Annotated in this window: 13 protein-coding genes; 5 read left to right on the forward strand and 8 right to left on the reverse strand. The window is 48.3% G+C overall.

Features of this window, described 5'->3' with window-relative positions; all coding sequences use genetic code 11:
* The first annotated feature begins 2 nt into the window (after positions 1-2).
* Together PK629_04285 and PK629_04290 are read left to right on the forward strand one after the other, a co-directional pair.
* Positions 3-1,025 (forward strand): Gfo/Idh/MocA family oxidoreductase, encoded by a 1,023-nt coding sequence (locus tag PK629_04285; protein HOP10694.1) that lies wholly within the window; start codon positions 3-5, stop codon positions 1,023-1,025.
* 192 nt (positions 1,026-1,217) lie between these two features.
* Complete coding sequence (locus PK629_04290) at positions 1,218-2,333, forward strand: Gfo/Idh/MocA family oxidoreductase (protein ID HOP10695.1); 1,116 nt, start codon at positions 1,218-1,220, stop codon at positions 2,331-2,333.
* Between the two features lie 442 nt (positions 2,334-2,775).
* On the opposite strand, the gene PK629_04295 is transcribed toward PK629_04290, so the two are convergent.
* Genes PK629_04295 through PK629_04315 form a run of 5 tightly spaced genes read right to left on the reverse strand, consistent with a single transcriptional unit; the run spans position 2,776 to position 9,486 of the window.
* Positions 2,776-3,333 carry a zinc ribbon domain-containing protein gene (locus PK629_04295; protein ID HOP10696.1) on the reverse strand — a complete coding sequence of 186 codons (558 nt, stop codon included), beginning with the start codon at positions 3,331-3,333 and terminating at the stop codon, positions 2,776-2,778.
* Complete coding sequence (locus tag PK629_04300) at positions 3,330-5,096, reverse strand: zinc ribbon domain-containing protein (protein HOP10697.1); 1,767 nt, start codon at positions 5,094-5,096, stop codon at positions 3,330-3,332. Before PK629_04300 ends, PK629_04295 begins: the two co-directional genes overlap by 4 nt.
* A gap of 23 nt (positions 5,097-5,119) precedes the next feature.
* Complete coding sequence (locus PK629_04305; protein ID HOP10698.1) at positions 5,120-6,463, reverse strand: zinc ribbon domain-containing protein; 1,344 nt, start codon at positions 6,461-6,463, stop codon at positions 5,120-5,122.
* Positions 6,464-6,492: 29 nt separating this feature from the next.
* Positions 6,493-8,295, reverse strand: coding sequence for a zinc ribbon domain-containing protein (locus PK629_04310; protein ID HOP10699.1), 1,803 nt, complete (start codon positions 8,293-8,295; stop codon positions 6,493-6,495).
* A gap of 21 nt (positions 8,296-8,316) precedes the next feature.
* Positions 8,317-9,486 carry a zinc ribbon domain-containing protein gene (locus PK629_04315; GenBank protein ID HOP10700.1) on the reverse strand — a complete coding sequence of 390 codons (1,170 nt, stop codon included), beginning with the start codon at positions 9,484-9,486 and terminating at the stop codon, positions 8,317-8,319.
* A gap of 444 nt (positions 9,487-9,930) precedes the next feature.
* Here PK629_04315 and PK629_04320 point away from each other — a divergent pair, with 444 nt between their 5' ends.
* The 3 genes from PK629_04320 to PK629_04330 are packed head-to-tail and all read left to right on the forward strand — an operon-like array spanning position 9,931 to position 13,400.
* Positions 9,931-10,992, forward strand: a complete 1,062-nt coding sequence (locus PK629_04320; protein ID HOP10701.1) for a uroporphyrinogen decarboxylase family protein — start codon at positions 9,931-9,933, stop codon at positions 10,990-10,992.
* A gap of 36 nt (positions 10,993-11,028) precedes the next feature.
* On the forward strand, positions 11,029-12,720 hold the full coding sequence (locus PK629_04325) for a hypothetical protein (protein HOP10702.1): 1,692 nt from the start codon (positions 11,029-11,031) through the stop codon (positions 12,718-12,720).
* A gap of 53 nt (positions 12,721-12,773) precedes the next feature.
* Positions 12,774-13,400: a hypothetical protein gene (locus tag PK629_04330; GenBank protein ID HOP10703.1), complete on the forward strand. Its 627-nt coding sequence runs from the start codon at positions 12,774-12,776 to the stop codon at positions 13,398-13,400.
* Between the two features lie 85 nt (positions 13,401-13,485).
* Here PK629_04330 and PK629_04335 read toward each other — a convergent pair whose 3' ends face one another.
* The 3 genes from PK629_04335 to yunB all read right to left on the reverse strand — a co-directional run bounded on the left by PK629_04335 (position 13,486) and on the right by yunB (position 16,739).
* Positions 13,486-13,893, reverse strand: a complete 408-nt coding sequence (locus PK629_04335; GenBank protein HOP10704.1) for a hypothetical protein — start codon at positions 13,891-13,893, stop codon at positions 13,486-13,488.
* A gap of 157 nt (positions 13,894-14,050) precedes the next feature.
* Positions 14,051-16,069, reverse strand: coding sequence for an NAD-dependent DNA ligase LigA (gene ligA, locus PK629_04340; protein HOP10705.1), 2,019 nt, complete (start codon positions 16,067-16,069; stop codon positions 14,051-14,053).
* Positions 16,011-16,739, reverse strand: coding sequence for a sporulation protein YunB (gene yunB, locus PK629_04345; protein HOP10706.1), 729 nt, complete (start codon positions 16,737-16,739; stop codon positions 16,011-16,013). Before yunB ends, ligA begins: the two co-directional genes overlap by 59 nt.
* Between the last annotated feature and the right edge of the window lie 2 nt (positions 16,740-16,741).

Genomic DNA, 16,741 nt, shown 5'->3' on the forward strand with positions numbered 1-16,741 from the left:
TCATGGATAAAAAACTTCGCGCGGCTGTGATCGGACTGGGTCCGATCGGCAGCAACAACCACTGCAGAGCTTATACCACCTGCCCCGATGCCGAACTCGTCGGCGCCTGCGACATCAACAAAGAGCGTGCCGACACGGCTTCGAAGCGGTACGATATTCCGGTCTGGTATGACGCACAGAAGATGCTCGACGAACTCAAACCCGATCTCGTCAGCGTGGCCACAGGCGGGTTCGAGTATGCGTCCGACCACTACGAACCGACCATGCAGGCTCTGCGCGCCGGCTGTGACGTTTTGACCGAAAAACCGATCTGCAACAACTTGAAAAAGGGTAAAGAAATGGTTGATCTGGCTAAAGCGCTTAACCGCCGGTTCGCAGTCGACCTCAACCACCGCTTCACCCCGGCGGCCAGAACGGCGAAACAATGGCAAAACGACGGCCTCATCGGCGATCTGCTGTTTTTAAACATGGCACTTTGGATCGGCCGTTTCCAACCGCATTTCGACACTGAGTATTACCACATGAAAGCGCTCAACCCGCACAGCTGCGACATCCTGCGCTATTTCGGCGGCGACGTCGAACAGGTGCACTGCTTTGCGATGAAAGCGCCCGGTCGTGAGATCTACTCGACCGCCTCGTTCAACCTCAAATTTGAATGCGGTGCGGTCGGTCATCTCACCAGTTCCTACGACATCGAGCGCGGACACCCGATGGAACGCTGTGAAGTCGCCGGGACCAAAGGCCGCCTTGTATTCGAAGACATGTGGCGGGAAGCGACACTGTACCCGGCGGGAAATCCCGAAAAGCGGGTTTACACCAACCCGGTATTCGGCGGCTTCAGTGGATTTTACGATACCTTCCAAGACCGCATTCACAGCTTTGCCAAGGAGTGCGCGGCAGGTGTTTCACCCGCTGACATCGACGGCAGCGGCGCTTCGGGTCTCGAAGCCAGCCGCATCATCCACGCGGGCATCCAATCCCTGAAAACCGGAAAGCCGGTTTTCGTGCGGGACGTGAAAGAGTAATCCGTAGGGAATGGTCTTGACCATTCCTTAACGCCGCATTTGCGGTGTTGTAAAATCTTTAATCGTCGCCGTAGCGGCTATCACTCACACGTCACCGCGCGAGCTCGGAACGGTCACATCGGATGCGATCCGAGACCGTTCCCTACACGAATAGCTTCATTATTAATTTACACTTAAAAGGAGCGTAATGAAATGGCAATCAAAGTCGGAATTATCGGCATGGGCGGCATCGGCAACACCCACGCCAGATGCTACAAAGCCGATCCGCTGGCCGAACTGGTCTGCGTCTGCGACGTCAACAAAGAGCGCGCGGACAAGGCCGCCGAAGAACACGGCGTAAAGGCGTTCTATTCTCAAGACGAGATGATGAAAGCCCATCCCGAACTGGATTACATTGATGTCACCACTTCGGGTTTTGACAACGGCTCTTGGCATTATGAACCGGTTATGAAAGCACTCGACGCGGGCTTCAACGCCTTTGTCGAAAAACCGATCAGCAACAACGCCGACGAGGCGCGTGAGATGGTCATCACGGCAGCCAAAAAAGGCCTCTACCTCGGCTGCAACCTCAACCACGGGTTTACCAAGCCTGCCGACAAAGCACAGGAACTGATCAATCAAGGCAAGATCGGCGCGCCGGTCTATATTCTGCACAAGGTCGGTTTTAACAGCGGCGAAAAGGATTATAAAGCACCCAACTATCACGGTACGACATATCCGAGAATGGCCTGCGCCTATTCCCACGCCTATGCGTTCCTTTCTCACCCGTTCTCGTTGATGCGCAAATTCGGCGGCGACATCACCCATGTCCAGGCCTTCTTCGACAAACCCGGCGTCCGCAAGAGCGCGGATGACCTGATGTGGTCGATCAACGGCATCAACTGTAAATTCCAGAACGGCAGCATCGGCTATCTGCTGTCCCAGCGCGGCGACGCCTTCTTCGGACTCGGCGGCTGGTGGAGTTTCGAGATGGCCGGCACCAAGGGCACCTTCTGCATTGAAAACTGCGTCGAAAAGCTCTATTACTGGGATGCAGGCAAGAAAAACAACGGCATGGGCACACCCAAGCCCAAAGTTTTTGATTTCAAGGACAAGGATTTCGGCATTACTTTCAGCAACCGCCTGCACGCTTTCCTCGAAGACATGACCAACAAAGTCCCGCCCGAACACATTAGAAGCTCCGGACGTGACGCGCTGGCCACTCTCGAATACACGGTTGCCTCCATTGAGTCGTTTGAAAACGGCGGCGCGCTGGTTCGTCCCCGTGCCCTCCCGCCGATCCACGGCACTCCCGGTTTCATCGGCTAGCGGGTGAGAACCCGCGGTCAATACGCGCGTTATAACCTGCGTTCCGTTCACCTCGTAGCCGCGTTTCCGGCCTCGGTGAAGGTTTATATGTGAGTGGGAATCCTCGGTAGTTCGAGTTCGCTGTGATAACTCGACAAACAGCGCTGACTCACAAACGCGCCACAGAATCTTCTGCCCATTCGCATGATAGCGCGCGCTTCAAACCTCGGTGTAGGTCTTATGTCAAGAGACCGCTTCAAGGCAGTTCTTTGTAGCCGCGTTTCCGACCTCGATGGTTTGTCATCCTGAGCGAAGCGCTTTGCGCGAAGCCGAAGGATCTCGGCCTTATAAAAGCCCCTCTGTTCACCGCTAATCCGTTTTAAAGCAATCATCCGCTGATACAATCACAACCCCGCCGCTGCTTGCCGCAGCGGCGGGGTTGTCGTTCATTGATAAAACCTAATCACTCTTTATACATATCAGTCACTCTGGCTCCGCAGGAATCGCAAAACTCATCGTCCGCACTCAGTTTGTTTCCGCACAAATCGCAATATTTCGGTCGTTTTTTCTTATCTTTTCTCTGTGCAGTAACCTCCGGGACCTCCTGACTCTTTAAATCCGTTTCCGCCTGTTTTGGCAAAGATTCCTCTTCTTTGATTTCGAATTTTCTCCAACCGGATTCCGCCCGCTCCTGTGCGGCTGTCTCCGTATCTCTGTACTGCACCCAGCCTTTTGTCAATATTTTATAATTGACATAACTCCATAAAAAGATTGCCCCGCCCGAAGCGCTCCCTCCGGTTGCGCTTGCGATTAACAGCATAAATATAAAAGCAAAGATCCCATATACGATCGTGATCGCCTTCCCTGTTTTAGGCGAGACGGGTTCTTTTCGAATCGCATACCGGTAAATGATAATGGGCAGCGAATAGATCGCCACCGTGAGAATCAGATTTAAAATGAGAGTACCGGGCTCAAGGGAATATCCCGAAGCAGTAACCGCCCAAACGAACCGTAAACTCATTGCCTTTCACTTCCTTCCTCCCGAAGCAATACCACCGTAGCCCCGCATTGCGAACAGAACTTGCTTCCCTCTTTCAATTTGCTGCCGCACATTTCACAAAACAAGGGCTGCTTCGAATTCACACTCGGTTCTTGCGCAGGTTTTGGTATTTCGTTATGGACTGTCGGCTGCTGCCACTGCAAAGTCGGCGTCGGTTGATAGTGGGTTTCCGCGGGTACAGTTACAATATAGTCATTATATACCGCTTGTTTGCGGCCACTCGTCAAAATGAAATAACTTGCAATATGCCAAATCAACACGATACCGACGGCGACCCAGCTTCCCTCCAAAAATGCCGCTATAGCCGCCAATGCCGCCAGTGAAACCGCACCGTAAATCAATACAATCTCCATCGCGCGTTTCGGTTCGACAGGCCGTTTACGCACCGCATACCGGTAAATGAGAATCGGCAGTGCAAAAAGCACAACCGCCAAAGCGATATATAGTCCTTTGTTTTTCGTATTAAACGCCCGGATCGCCGAAGCCGCCCCCTCGTTCCCGCCGACAGTACTCGCCGGTTTACTTTGCGAAGACGCCGGTACGCTTTGTAAAGATGCAACGGAACTCTGCGAGCCTGCGGATGTGTTTTGTGAAGACGCCGGTTTGCTCTGCGAAGTAGCGGGTACGCTGACCTCCGGATATTTCACGCTTTTAATCAGCGAGATAAAATCGCCGTAATACGGATGGTTTTCATCGCCGTAAAATTCAAACCAATAAAAAACCGCATTGTGATACATGATCAAACTGGTGGAGACCATATTCCCGCTGTAACTTTTGAATGTAAAGTATTTTACCCCATCCACATATTTGACGGAGATATCTGTAGTAAACTCAAATTTATCCTCAATTTCCTTTTCGGTGAAATAGTCGTTATTGATGTCCGCACGGGCAATGCCTTTCAGAGAACTGTAATCGGACCATTGGTCCTCGCTTCCGTAAACAATTACCGCATCCTCGTCTTCATTCGAAACGAATACGGCGGTCACATAGGGGTCCGTCCCCGAGACAGCCTCCGAATACCAGTTTGCCGGAACGGTAAATGAGGTATCGACAGCGTCGTCGGTATATGTGAACGCGGACGTCGAAACAAAACTCGAACTTCCGGACGAATCGCCGAAAATCTCTTCTTCCGTTCCGTAATAGATGCCACCCACAAAGGAGTCGAAAGCCTTTTGCTGGCTTGACGTGGGAGATCCGCTTTGCGAAAACAGCTGAATGACAATTTTCTTTCCCTGATAAACAGTGACATAATAATAACAATAAATATATGAAGCACCATTGTATACATAGATTGAAAATTGAGCATAAGTGCCATTCAGCAGATAATATACCGTGATATCGCTGACATCGGCGTAATCAAATTCATCAAGAATTGAAGTAATGAAACTGTCCCATTCCGTCTCATCGAAATCTCTCATGTCCTTCAAGCTGCTGGAAGTCATGCTGATATTGATCACACCGGAAAGGTCGTCTTCCCATAATTGCAGATATACATTGTTCTCATAAAAAGTAGCTAAAACGGTTTCTCTCGTCTGCCCCAGTTTTGTTAAAAGGGGATCGTCGGCACTCATATAGCGCGAGAGAAGACTCATCCCATCAGAAACCGGGACAGCAATCCCCAAATCGTCTGAATAATACCACACCGTGTTTTCCGCACCAACCGAAACCGTCAGCCCAAATACCAACATCACCGCAAACAAAACGCTGATAATCCTTCGAACCATTTTAATCCGCCTTCCCATATTAATCACTCATCCCCGAGTTTTTCGACCTTTGCACCGCACTTGGGACAGAATTTGCTCTCGAGCCTCAGTTTTGCCCCGCAGTTATAGCAGAATTGCGGAGTTTCCGCGTTTTCCGGACTCCCCTGCTCTTTGACCGACTCAGTTGTTTTATCCACTTCCGGTTTTATTTCCGATTCCGGAATTTCCGGTGAAACCGATTCTTCCGCAGCTTTTTCTTCCTGCACCGTTGTGTTTTGACCATTCCATTCCATCGTCTGTTCAATTTGGATCATCGTTTCATCCTGCCAATCGGGAGCGGGCTGCTTTCTACCTTTGACCAGCATGTGATAATTGACAAAACTCAATATCATCACCACACCGACACAGGCTAAGCCGATGTCGGAAAATACGGCAAGAAATACGGTGACAGCGGCACCAACAAGCCCGTAAAAAATCGTAATCATCAATGCTTTTTTCGGTTCGACAGCATGCTTGATGTTCGTATATCGATAGATTACAATTGGTGCGGTGAAAATGATAATCGTAAGCAATATCGACCAAAAAGAAATTCGGCCGTATTTATGTAGATATGCCTGTGCGGCAGTCATTGTGCTCGGTGTGCTCGGAGCGGGATACGTTACTGTTGAAGAGCTAACAGCAGCTTTTGAAGAAGTGACTGTACTCGTTGTTGTTTTAGATGAGGGAACACTGCTCGCCTTGGAACTGCTTGTTCTTGAACTAAACATAAAGTCAAAAGACAGCATAATCGTCATGTTCTCGAGTATATCATCGAATAACGATTCAGCGGTTGAGGAAACCGGGCCGTCAAAAGAAATGAGATCAATAAAAATTCGTTCGCCGCCGTTAAAAGTTACACATTCAATCCCATACAGTGGGTCCTCATCATCCATATAATAACTGGTCCGTATAAATCTAGTTGTTCCGGAATAAAAATCTGTCATTCCCGTGACATGAGCACCATCTTCTTCAAAATCCTCTTCAAGTATTTCCTTTAAATTATTAAATTCCCGATCACTGTAATCTGCTAAATCTTGATTATCCGTTTGATTCATATATATATAGATTCCATATGATAAATCGGATGACCAAGCTCTGAGATAAGTATCATTTTTTTCAAATTCCGAAATCAATTCTTCTTTTGTATAACCAAATCTCTCTAAAACAGGACTTTTTGAATCCATTTCTCTCGTAAACACAAACATATCATTTGGAAAAGATATAAACATACTCGGCTTTTTCAATATGTATATTTGAGCGCCATCTTTATCGGGATTCCAGGCGTGTACGGAAAAAGAAAGCCCCAAAACCAACATGAACGCAAATAGGAAACTGACGATTCTCTTCATTTTAATCTTCCTTTCTGTTGCTCATCTTGTCACTCATCCCTGAGTTTTTCGACCTTTGCACCGCACTTGGGACAGAATTTAGTATCAGGTTTCAACTTTTTACCGCAGTTTTCGCAAAATTGAGGTTGCTCTCCCGCATCTTTGGGCTCTGCCGTTAATGGCGGCGGCATTGTTGTTTTTATAATTTCCGCTTTTTGCGTTGAGATTTGATTAACGTTCGGTTCTTGCTGTTGAACCTTGGATTCGATATTTCGCCCGTATTGCTTCCAAGCCGGGACATTTTCCTGCGCTTTCTCTGCCATTTCACGCGCTCTGCGCTGCCAACCCATTGTTAAAATCAAATAATTGACAAAACTCCACAAAACTACCACACCGATACAGATAAAACCGATATCAAAAAGCACGGCCAGCAGCGCGGTCACTGCGGCGACCCCGAACCCGTAGAAGATCGTAATCATAAGCGCTTTGCGGGACTCAATCGGTTTTTTCGCAATTGCATACCGGTAAATGATAATCGGTGCAGCGAAGATCAAAAGCGTAATCACAACAGCCCAAACCGAATTCCCTCCATCAGATTGACCGGATTGTACAGCGGTCGGCGTGCTCGAGACAGAACTAGCCGCTTGTGAAGGAGTGCTGCTCATGATTATCGGCTCCGCGTACTTCACACTGCGCAGCAGCGCCTCAAAATCTTTATAGTAAGGGCTGGAACTTGTCCCGTTATAATAAAATGCATAAAGATATCCGTTATCTACATGCAACAGCAAAGTCATCGTAACAGATGCATTGTTTGCGGGTATCTCTATAGGAACGCTTGTGACGATCTTATAATATGAAATATCATTATAATTTACCGTTTTAACTTGATCTGCATTCACGTTCATCGCTTCTGCGAGATCGGCGGCTGTGAATAAATCATTGTTAAAATCCGCTCGAGAAAACGCGATTTTATCCGCATCGGACATCTCAGCCCACAAATCGGTGCTGCCGTACATGATGATGCCTTCGCTGTCTTGATTATACACAAACTTTGTATCGATATATTGGCGCGTTTTAGAGAGCGACTTTTTGGACCAATTAGACGGAACGGTGAAAGTGGTTTGCGTTTCACTGTCAGTAAAGGTGAATGCCGTTGTTGAAGCCACACTGCTCGTTTTTGAAACTGCACTGCTCGTCTTGGAACTGGTTTTCTGGGATGATACGCTCGCTTTGGAACTTGCTTGGGATGGAGTTAATAAATCAAATCGAATGCTGTCGACAATGCCTTTCATAGCGGATTCATCGGCTGATGTTAACCCTCTTGAGTAAACTTGAAATTGCACCACAATTATATCGCCGTCAAGAACTGTAGAATACTGTATACAATTAGAAAAATCAGTCCCGGTTTCAAGTTTATAAATCATTCTCTGGAATACGGTTTGTGATTGTTTATAAATATCAGATTTGGTCACAATCGCCCCATTCGCCGTAAACGACTCTTTCTCTATCCTGCACAATGCTTCCAACTCGTTGTCGTCGAGGGTATTCAAATCCGGATTATCAGCTTTTGTAACAGCGATGCTGACACCGGTGTCTCCTTTGGCATTTTGTGAAAACAGAATGCAATTTATCGAAGACATCATCTTTAATAAACTCTCTTTGGTATACCCGAACAGCGCAAACCCGGGATAATCCGCCTTTGTGTTTTTTGTAAAGACATAAAATTCATTGGGTATTGAAATTGTCATTCCCACTTCGTCCAGATAAAATTTCTCTGTGCCGGCGGCGGCAGCAGAAAACATGAACCCCAAAATCATAATCACCGCAAATAAAAAACTGACGATTCTCTTCATTTTAATCTACCTTTCTCTTTATCACTCATCCCCGAGTTTTTCGACCTTTGCACCGCACTTGGGACAGAATTTGCTCTCGAGCCTCAGTTTTGCCCCGCAGTTATAGCAGAATTGCGGAGTTTCCGCGTTTTCCAAATTCACCTGTTCTTTGACAGGTTCAGCCGGATTTTTCACCGCTTCCGTTATTACGACCGTTTTCGGCTTTTCTTCTTCCGCTTTTTGCTCGGGTTCCGCCGTGCCTTCACCATACCACACCTGCGGCTGCTCAATGTGAATCATCGATCCATCAGATTGGTAGGAATAATCGGGAGTAGCGACCACGACCTGCTTCTTGCCTTTGACCAGTATGAAATAATTCACAAAACTCCACACAACCACCGCACCGACACAGGCAAATCCGATGTCGAAAAATACGGCAAGAAATACGGTGACAGCGGCACCAACAAGCCCGTAAAAAATCGTAATCATCAGCGCTTTGCGGGACTCAATCGGTTTTTTCGCAATTGCATACCGGTAAATGATTATCGGCGCAGCGAAGATCAAAAGTGTAATTATAATTGCCGAAACCGAATTCCCGCCATCAGATTCGCCGGGTTGTGTGGCAGTTGGTTTGCTTGAAGCGGAACTTGCAGACATGGATGAATAGGTTGAACTGACAGCGGTATTTGATGCAGAACTAACAGCCTTAGAAGACGCGGCTTTGCTTGAAGCTGCACTGCTCGTCTTGGAACTGGTTTTCTGGGATGATACACTCGCTTTGGAACTTGCTTGGGAAGCAGCTGTATCAAATTCTATGCTGTCAATAATACCAGCCAATAGATTTTCGTCATCAGATCCCAATGATCCCGAAAGTGTTTTTAATATAATGCTTATTGATTTCCCTTCATAGACGGTCGTATAAACCAATCCGTATGAATATCCGTCATCACTCTTGTTCCGTGTATAAGTCACAACAAACTTAGTCTGTTCATGCTCATAAATATAATATCGAAGACATTCCGTTCCCATTGCTTCCATTCCGGCTGTGTATGAGATCACAAACAGCTCCATTCCGGCGTCATCCCGGTCGTTAAAATCTGTCTGTGAAAATTCAAGCATATTGACAATCAACTCATATGAAAATTCGGAATCGAATGCCTCCAGATATAAAAAGCTTGCTTCCAGCGCTTCATTCACCTGGCTGTTTGTCATTTCGAATAAATCTAAAGTCGGATCATTCGCTTTCATATCCCGTGTTAAGACAATTGAATCGTCCGGTAAACTAATTTTGAAACCCGGCTCTTCCAAATAATAAGTCACCGTACCGGAAGCTGCTACAGAAACCACCAGTCCAAAACATAAAACAATCCCAAGAAAAGCGCAAATCAACTTTTTCAGCATCCAATTGTCCCCTATTCTGTTTATTTTTTATCGGCCAAATCGGCGCGTGCAAGCATTTACATCTTCCATTATTATACTTAATTCTGCTTACCAAGTCAACCAAAATTCGACACATGGGTTTTTCAGTCTTTTTAAAATTGGAAAAATCTTTTCAAAATTTAAACCTTTTTACTATATATTCATTTTAAAACCGTTTAAACTGGAATCGTTTTATTAGGGGAACATGTCTTCGTTTCCCTGAAAAGGAGGATAAAAATGAATCAGACCCCCAGACAATGGCTTGGCAGCCTGCTCAAAGCCGACCGTAAACAGGCGATGCCGATTTTGTCGTTCCCATCCATATCACTGTTAGGCGTCACCGTCAAGGAATTGATTTCCGACAGTGACCTGCAGGCCAAAGGCATGAAGATGATCGCCGACCGGGTACCCGAAGCCGCTGCGGTCAGTATGATGGATCTGTCGGTTGAGGCCGAGGCATTCGGTTCCCAAATCCGTCTCTCAGACGACGAAGTCCCGACGGTCACCGGTTCGATTGTCACCTGCGAAGAGGACGCCGATGCGTTGACTGTGCCCCCAGTCGGCGCGGGCAGAACCGGAAAATATATCGAAGCCATCCAAAAAGCACTGCCGCTCATCACAGACCGGCCCGTGCTGGCGGGTGTTATCGGACCGTTCTCGCTGGCCGGGCGTCTGATGGACGTCACCGAAGCGCTGGTCAACTGCTACACCGAACCCGATATGGTGCACAAGACCATGGAAAAAGTCACGCAGTTTCTCATCGAATACATCGGTGCCTACAAAGCCACCGGCTGCGCAGGTGTAGCTGTCGCCGAACCGCTGGCCGGCCTGCTCTCGCCCGACTTGGCCGCCGAATTTGCCGAACCGTATATGTGCCGCATCGCCGAGGCCGTCAAGAGCGACGACTTCATTGTGGTCTACCACAACTGCGGCAACAGCGCCATTGACATCATTGATTCGATTCTGCGCACAAACTGTGACGCCTATCATTTCGGCAACTCAATCAACATGAAAGAGATGATGGAAAAAATCCCCTCGGACATCATCGCCATAGGCAATGTCGATCCGGCTGTCCAGCTGCGTAACGGTACGCCCGAATCGGTTCGGGTCGAGACCCTGCGCATCATGGGTGAGTGCTGCGGTTATAAAAACTTTGTCATCTCATCCGGCTGCGACATTCCGCCCGCCACCCCGTGGGAAAACATCGACGCCTTCTTCGCCGCTGTCGATGAGTTTTACAGCGATGAAGCAAACCGTCGCATAAACCCTTCTCCTGTTGAAATTCGAACGCATTTATGATATAGTCAGGTCAGTTTTAATCGGGAGGAAATTATTATGAAACCTGCCATGCGGTTCGGCGGCTGCGATTTTGCGGGACGAATGAACGCAATCTATGCCGAGACGGTGAACGACTTAATCATAAAAGTGGAAATGGGCAGGGACCCGAATTATAAAAAGGGGTTTTTACATACCTCAACCCTCCCGCATCAATATACTAATTATTATAACGAGATGTGGTCGCGCGACAGCGGACGCGGCCTGATCGAAATCGCGCGGCTCGGCTTTGCCGACCTCGCACTGCCCGTGGCACGCTATATGCTTTCCGCGCTCAACGAAGCCGATCATTGGGGCCGTATCATCGACCGCTACACCGGAAAGCCCGCAAAACCGACTCAAATCGGCGATTTCGAAACCGACGGCAACGCGCTGATTCTATTGGGTCTTTACAACACCTGGCTTGCCGCAGGGCGCGAACCCTCATTAGCCAAAGAGTTTTTGGAAGGTGTTTCGCCTGTCATCGGGTGGATTGACCGTATGATGCAGAATTCCCCCTACGGCGGCCTGCTGCCCTGCAAATCCGAACTCTCCGGCAACCCCAACACCGCCTATGTAGTTTACGCCGTCTATCCGAATTACGGCATCAAAATCGCTCTTGCCGCTCTGAAATCCATGGCCGAAGCCGCCGGAGACAAAACACTGGTGTCAAAGCTGTCCGAAATGCACGAAAAGATGACGAAAGCCCTCACCGAGAAATTGGTGATGGGCGAGCGCAGCTGGACGCCCGAAAAAACCAAAGCGGCTTTTTCGCGCTATTCCCCCGTGCGCGAGGGGTGTTGGACCAACGGAATCGACGGACGCGACGGCAGCGAATACAACTACGCGGACTGGGACAGCATTCATTTCGCCATCAACGCCTGGACGCGCCAATTGCCTTTTATCTTCGACTCCGATCTCGGTCTGTGCCGCCCCGAACAGGGCAGCCACGCTACAGTAAATTCCAATAGCTATGAATATATCCTCGATCAGATGTGCAAGGGACTTTACTTCCGAAAATACGGCTTCGTCAGCAACACCTGCTGGGAGGGCATGCGCGACCGCCACGACGACACCATGACCGGCTACGGGCAGGGCTTTATGACGCAAGCCGCCATTTTGATGGACGATGTTAACGCCTACACCAAACTGCTCGAAGGTGTCGCCCGCCTTTCTTATGACGGCGATGTGATGCATCCGACATCCCATGAGATGAACCCGTGGATTCCCCACGAGTGTTTTGACTATGACGCCTACGAAGACGCCCGAGACCATACGGGAGGATTCCACAATAACGGACGCTTCGGCGTGATGGAAAACCCGGGCGACGAGGGCAATCTGGTGCAGGAAGCCGAGCCTCTCAAAGCCCTGACGCTGATGTCAGGCATCGAAAACGGCCCGAAACTGCGCATTCTGCCACGCATCCCGTGGACCTATGACACCATCGAAATAAAAGACTTCCCGGTGTTTCAGAACGGGCAGAGCGGACGCATTTCTTATCGCATGGAGCACGAGCGCTGGCTGCGCAAGGTGCGCGTAAATGTCGAGAGTACCATCCCGCTCGAATTCGATTTCCGGGTAGGCCCGTTCCCGCAGGTACTAAACTTCACCGACACCGAGGACTGCCGCAAAGAGGTCACCAAAAACGCTTCTTGGCTCTGGAAAACCGGCCTGTCCGGCAAGAACGCCGAGTTTGAGATTATTCTACCGTGATTTAAATCAATACACCACATCGGGATTCTTCAATAATCAATTGAGGAGGATATATGTTTCAATATTTATTAATCCCGATTGTTGTGGGGCTGGTTTGGCTGATCATGCAAATAAAACCTATAAAAACCTTATCGGTTAAGAAAAAAAGATTTTTTTCAATTATAATCATGTTAGTCCTTTGGACGTCTTTTGGAGCGATTCCGTATATGTTTTCATACAATACTCCGGAAGCGGCGATTAAATATACAACAGAAAATTGGAAACCTGTCAGCGTCGTAGGCATTTTAGACAACGGCACTGAAGGTGCCTATGTCATTATCGAAACTCATAGTTCACGTACATCATATTATTTAAAAAAGGCCGGCGATAAATGGAAAATGCCGTCGCGTACTCAAAAAACCGATTTTCAAATCTCTATTTATAAAAAAGGATTTATTCATTATCGGCACTATATCAACGAGGGTATTGTAATAATTGAATATGATGCGTATATTGATGATTCTTTTTCGCAATATCAGGTAACAGATAATAAAGGAACCGTATTTCATAGCACCGCATTAAATGCATATGTGCCTGATATGGTCAATATTTTTTATTACGGTATGTATGTATATGATGACACGCCGTATGAACTAAATGTAAACGGAGAACTCGCATTTTCATATAGTGAAAGTCAATAGGTTTGTTTCTCTATATAAAAATGTGGGTGAAGTACTGGTGTGATCCTTCATAGGAATCGTCATTCTCGACGACCAAAAACGGCCTTCAATTCGGAAGGCTGTTACTTTTGTGTGGTTTTTCTTTTGTGGGAATATTAAAGTAAACTTCAATTTTGTTGTATATTTGCTTTGTATAGGAATGCATGTACTTAAAAGCTTTTTCATGGGTCTCTTTCCCCCATAAGAATTCAAGAATTTCCACTTGCAATAGGTTTCTTACATCTTGGTCTTCGCATATTGCCATCTTTTCTAAGAAATCAAATACATGCTCTATTTCTTCCGGATTTTCTTCCTCGAGCAGTAACTGCCTGATATATGGGTTAAAAACCTCCCCGTAAAGTATATATGATCCTATTTTATAATACTCTTTATCCTCTTCCGAAGCGGCATCAATTACTTGCTTCAGGTTCGGAAAATATACTCCTAATAAATTACTCATCTCTTCGAATTTCATATATTTCTCCATACTCTCAATAGGGGATAATAGCCGTTATAATTCCCCTCTGGGGAGGAAAGGGATTCACCTATGTGAATCCCTTTGAAGAATGTCTCTTACGCGACATTCTTCTTGTGGCCTTGCGAAGTGTCGGGGTGGTTATTTATAAATCATTTTACTTCACCATCTCAAAAAACTCCGCCTCGGAAATCACTTTTACACCGAGTGCCTGCGCTTTGGTCAGTTTGCTCCCTGCGTCTTCGCCCGCAAGCACAAAATCGGTGTTTTTTGACACCGATGAACTGGTCTTCCCCCCCGCATCTTTAATCATTTGTTCGGCCTCGGAACGCGGAATCGACAGCGTGCCGGTCAGCACAAAAATTTTACCCTCCAGCGGCCCGCCGCTCTTTTTCTCGGTCAGGCAGGTCATATTGAGTCCAGCCGCTTTCAGTTTCTCGACTAAAGCGAGGTTTATATCATTTAAAAAATACGAATTGATGCTCTCTGCGGTAATCCCGCCGACGCCTTCGACATGCGCAATTTCCTCAACCCCGGCGTTTTGCAGCGCGTCCAGTGTGCCGAAATGCAGCGCCAGATCCTGCGCCGCCGTCTCGCCGACATGCCGGATGCCGAGTCCCGAGATCAATCGCCACAGATCGTTTTTCTTGCTCTTTTCGAGCGCGTTAAGCAGATTCTGCGCCGACTTTTCACCCTTTTTATCGAGCGCGGCAATATCCTCTTTTTGAAGGGTGTATAAATCCGCGATATCTTTCACAAGCCCTTTGTCGAGCAGCGCTTTCAGCACCGCAGGACCAAGTCCGTCGATATCCATGGCCGACTTCTCGGTGAAGTGGATCATCTCGCGGAAGCGTTTGGCGGGGCAATCGGGGTTGGGACAGCGAATTGCGGGGCCATCCTCATCTTTGATGACCTTGCTGCCGCACGACGGGCACTCCGACGGAATCCGATAGGTCTCGTTTCCGCTCTTTTGCGCCACGCTGACCACCTCGGGAATGATGTCACCCGCTTTGCGTACCTCGATGATATCACCGACAGCGACGCCCTTTTCGTCAATCATGTCCTGATTATGCAGCACCGCGCGGCTGACCGTGGTTCCGGCCAGCGTCACCGGCTCAAACACCGCTGTCGGGGTCAGCACGCCCGTGCGTCCGACCTCAATCGAGATTTCAAGCAATCTTGTCTTTTTAATCTCCGGCGGGTATTTATACGCCACCGCCCAGCGCGGAAACTTTGACGTACTGCCCAATCTTGTGCGGTCGGCTAAATTATCGAGTTTAATCACCGCGCCGTCGATGTCGAACTGCAAATCGTGGCGGGTCTTGTTGATCTCCTCCACTCGCTCAATCATCTTGTCAAAATCGGAAGTGACGATATATTTCGAAGCCGGAAAACCGAGCTTGTCCAGATAATCCAACGATTCGCTGTGCTTTAAAATTTCTTTCCCGCGAATCTGCTGGATGTTAAAAACGATTACCGCCAAATGCCGAGACTTGGTGATCTCGCTGTCTTTTTGCCGCAGCGAACCGGCGGCGGCGTTACGCGGATTCTTGAACGGAGCTTCGCCGTTCTCGTTCTGTGCCTCAACCAACTTGGCAAACACGCTTTTCGGCATATAGACCTCGCCGCGCACCTCTAAAAACTCCGGCCCGTTTTTCAACTTTTTCGGCACCGACTCAATCATCATCAGATTCGCGGTCACATCTTCTCCGACTCTGCCGTCGCCACGGGTCGAGCCGCGCACAAAAACACCGTTTTCATATTCCAGCGACACCGAAAGCCCGTCAATCTTCGCCTCGACGGCGAACTCGGCATTCGGAAAAACGGTTTTCACCCGATCTTTAAAATCCTTTAATTCCTCAAACGAAAACACATCCTGCAAGCTCTCCATCGGCACAAGATGCTCCACCGGCGAAAACAGCGCAGACGCCTTTCCGCCGACCTTTGCAATCGGCTCCAGTTCAAAGGCCAATTCCGGGAATTTCACTGCGATCTCCCGCAGTTCCCGGGTCATAGCATCGTATTCAAAATCCTCCAACGAGGGGTTGTCCTGATTGTAGTACTCCTCGTTGGCCTTTTCAATTTGTCTTCTTAAAAATTCGGCTCTTTGTTTTGCCTTATTGAAATCCAGTTCCACCAACTCCACTGCTCCCATCCGGATTTGCCATAAAATCATTGATGTTGCTATCTGTAGTCCCCGACCCGGTAACATGTGTATAAGCCTGCGGCACAGCGCCGACGATGATGGTCTCGGCAATGCAGAACTCTGCCGTCACCTGAGATGTGGCCGAATAACCCGCCATGACGACCGTAACCGTACCCGTGACCGACATCATAATCCTGTGCAGCGTCTGATTGATGCCGGCACTCGTGAATTCGTTGGTAATCGCAGTGGTCACATAGCCCACCGGCACCAGCTGAACCTCAATTTTCGGACCCCTGCCGGTAAATACGTCGCTCCCGACCAATGTGCCCAGCGCAATATAGAGCTTACCGTCGTCGTATTCCGAAAGGCGTTTTTGGATTGCGGTGGTCAGTCCGGCTTTTAATGTATTGATCGCTGTCATATTGGTTCGGACAACACTTAAACCGTTTTCATTGGTCTGAATATAGATCAAATTCGAATAATCAGTGCCGTCCTCGGCCAAAACGTCGGTTACGCAGGTATTGATCGCAAGGGTGCTGTATTCCTTGGCCCGGGTCTGTGCAAGCTGACTGACAATGGCGCGCAGACGGTTGTCACCCGTCTTTATTATGGCTCCCAAACAGCCCAAAATCAACAGCCAGAGAATGATCGTCCGCACGACCGTGCCGCGCCTCCGCCCTCTGCGTCTTTTTGCCATCATAC

The sequence above is a fragment of the Oscillospiraceae bacterium genome, from assembly GCA_035380125.1.
Lineage (GTDB): Bacteria > Bacillota > Clostridia > Oscillospirales > JAKOTC01 > DAOPZJ01.

Bases quoted from the DNA above. Each gene is read 5' to 3' on its own strand.
- PK629_04330 (HOP10703.1), top strand. From the start codon at position 12,774: ATGTTTCAATATTTATTAATCCCGATTGTTGTGGGGCTGGTTTGGCTG.
- PK629_04290 (HOP10695.1), top strand. From the start codon at position 1,218: ATGGCAATCAAAGTCGGAATTATCGGCATGGGCGGCATCGGCAACACC.
- PK629_04335 (HOP10704.1), bottom strand. From the start codon at position 13,893: ATGAAATTCGAAGAGATGAGTAATTTATTAGGAGTATATTTTCCGAAC.
- PK629_04285 (HOP10694.1), top strand. From the start codon at position 3: ATGGATAAAAAACTTCGCGCGGCTGTGATCGGACTGGGTCCGATCGGC.
- PK629_04320 (HOP10701.1), top strand. From the start codon at position 9,931: ATGAATCAGACCCCCAGACAATGGCTTGGCAGCCTGCTCAAAGCCGAC.
- PK629_04325 (HOP10702.1), top strand. From the start codon at position 11,029: ATGAAACCTGCCATGCGGTTCGGCGGCTGCGATTTTGCGGGACGAATG.
- yunB (HOP10706.1), bottom strand. From the start codon at position 16,739: ATGATGGCAAAAAGACGCAGAGGGCGGAGGCGCGGCACGGTCGTGCGG.
- PK629_04300 (HOP10697.1), bottom strand. From the start codon at position 5,096: ATGGTTCGAAGGATTATCAGCGTTTTGTTTGCGGTGATGTTGGTATTT.
- PK629_04295 (HOP10696.1), bottom strand. From the start codon at position 3,333: ATGAGTTTACGGTTCGTTTGGGCGGTTACTGCTTCGGGATATTCCCTT.
- ligA (HOP10705.1), bottom strand. From the start codon at position 16,069: ATGATTTTATGGCAAATCCGGATGGGAGCAGTGGAGTTGGTGGAACTG.
- PK629_04315 (HOP10700.1), bottom strand. From the start codon at position 9,486: ATGACAAACAGCCAGGTGAATGAAGCGCTGGAAGCAAGCTTTTTATAT.
- PK629_04310 (HOP10699.1), bottom strand. From the start codon at position 8,295: ATGAAGAGAATCGTCAGTTTTTTATTTGCGGTGATTATGATTTTGGGG.
- PK629_04305 (HOP10698.1), bottom strand. From the start codon at position 6,463: ATGAAGAGAATCGTCAGTTTCCTATTTGCGTTCATGTTGGTTTTGGGG.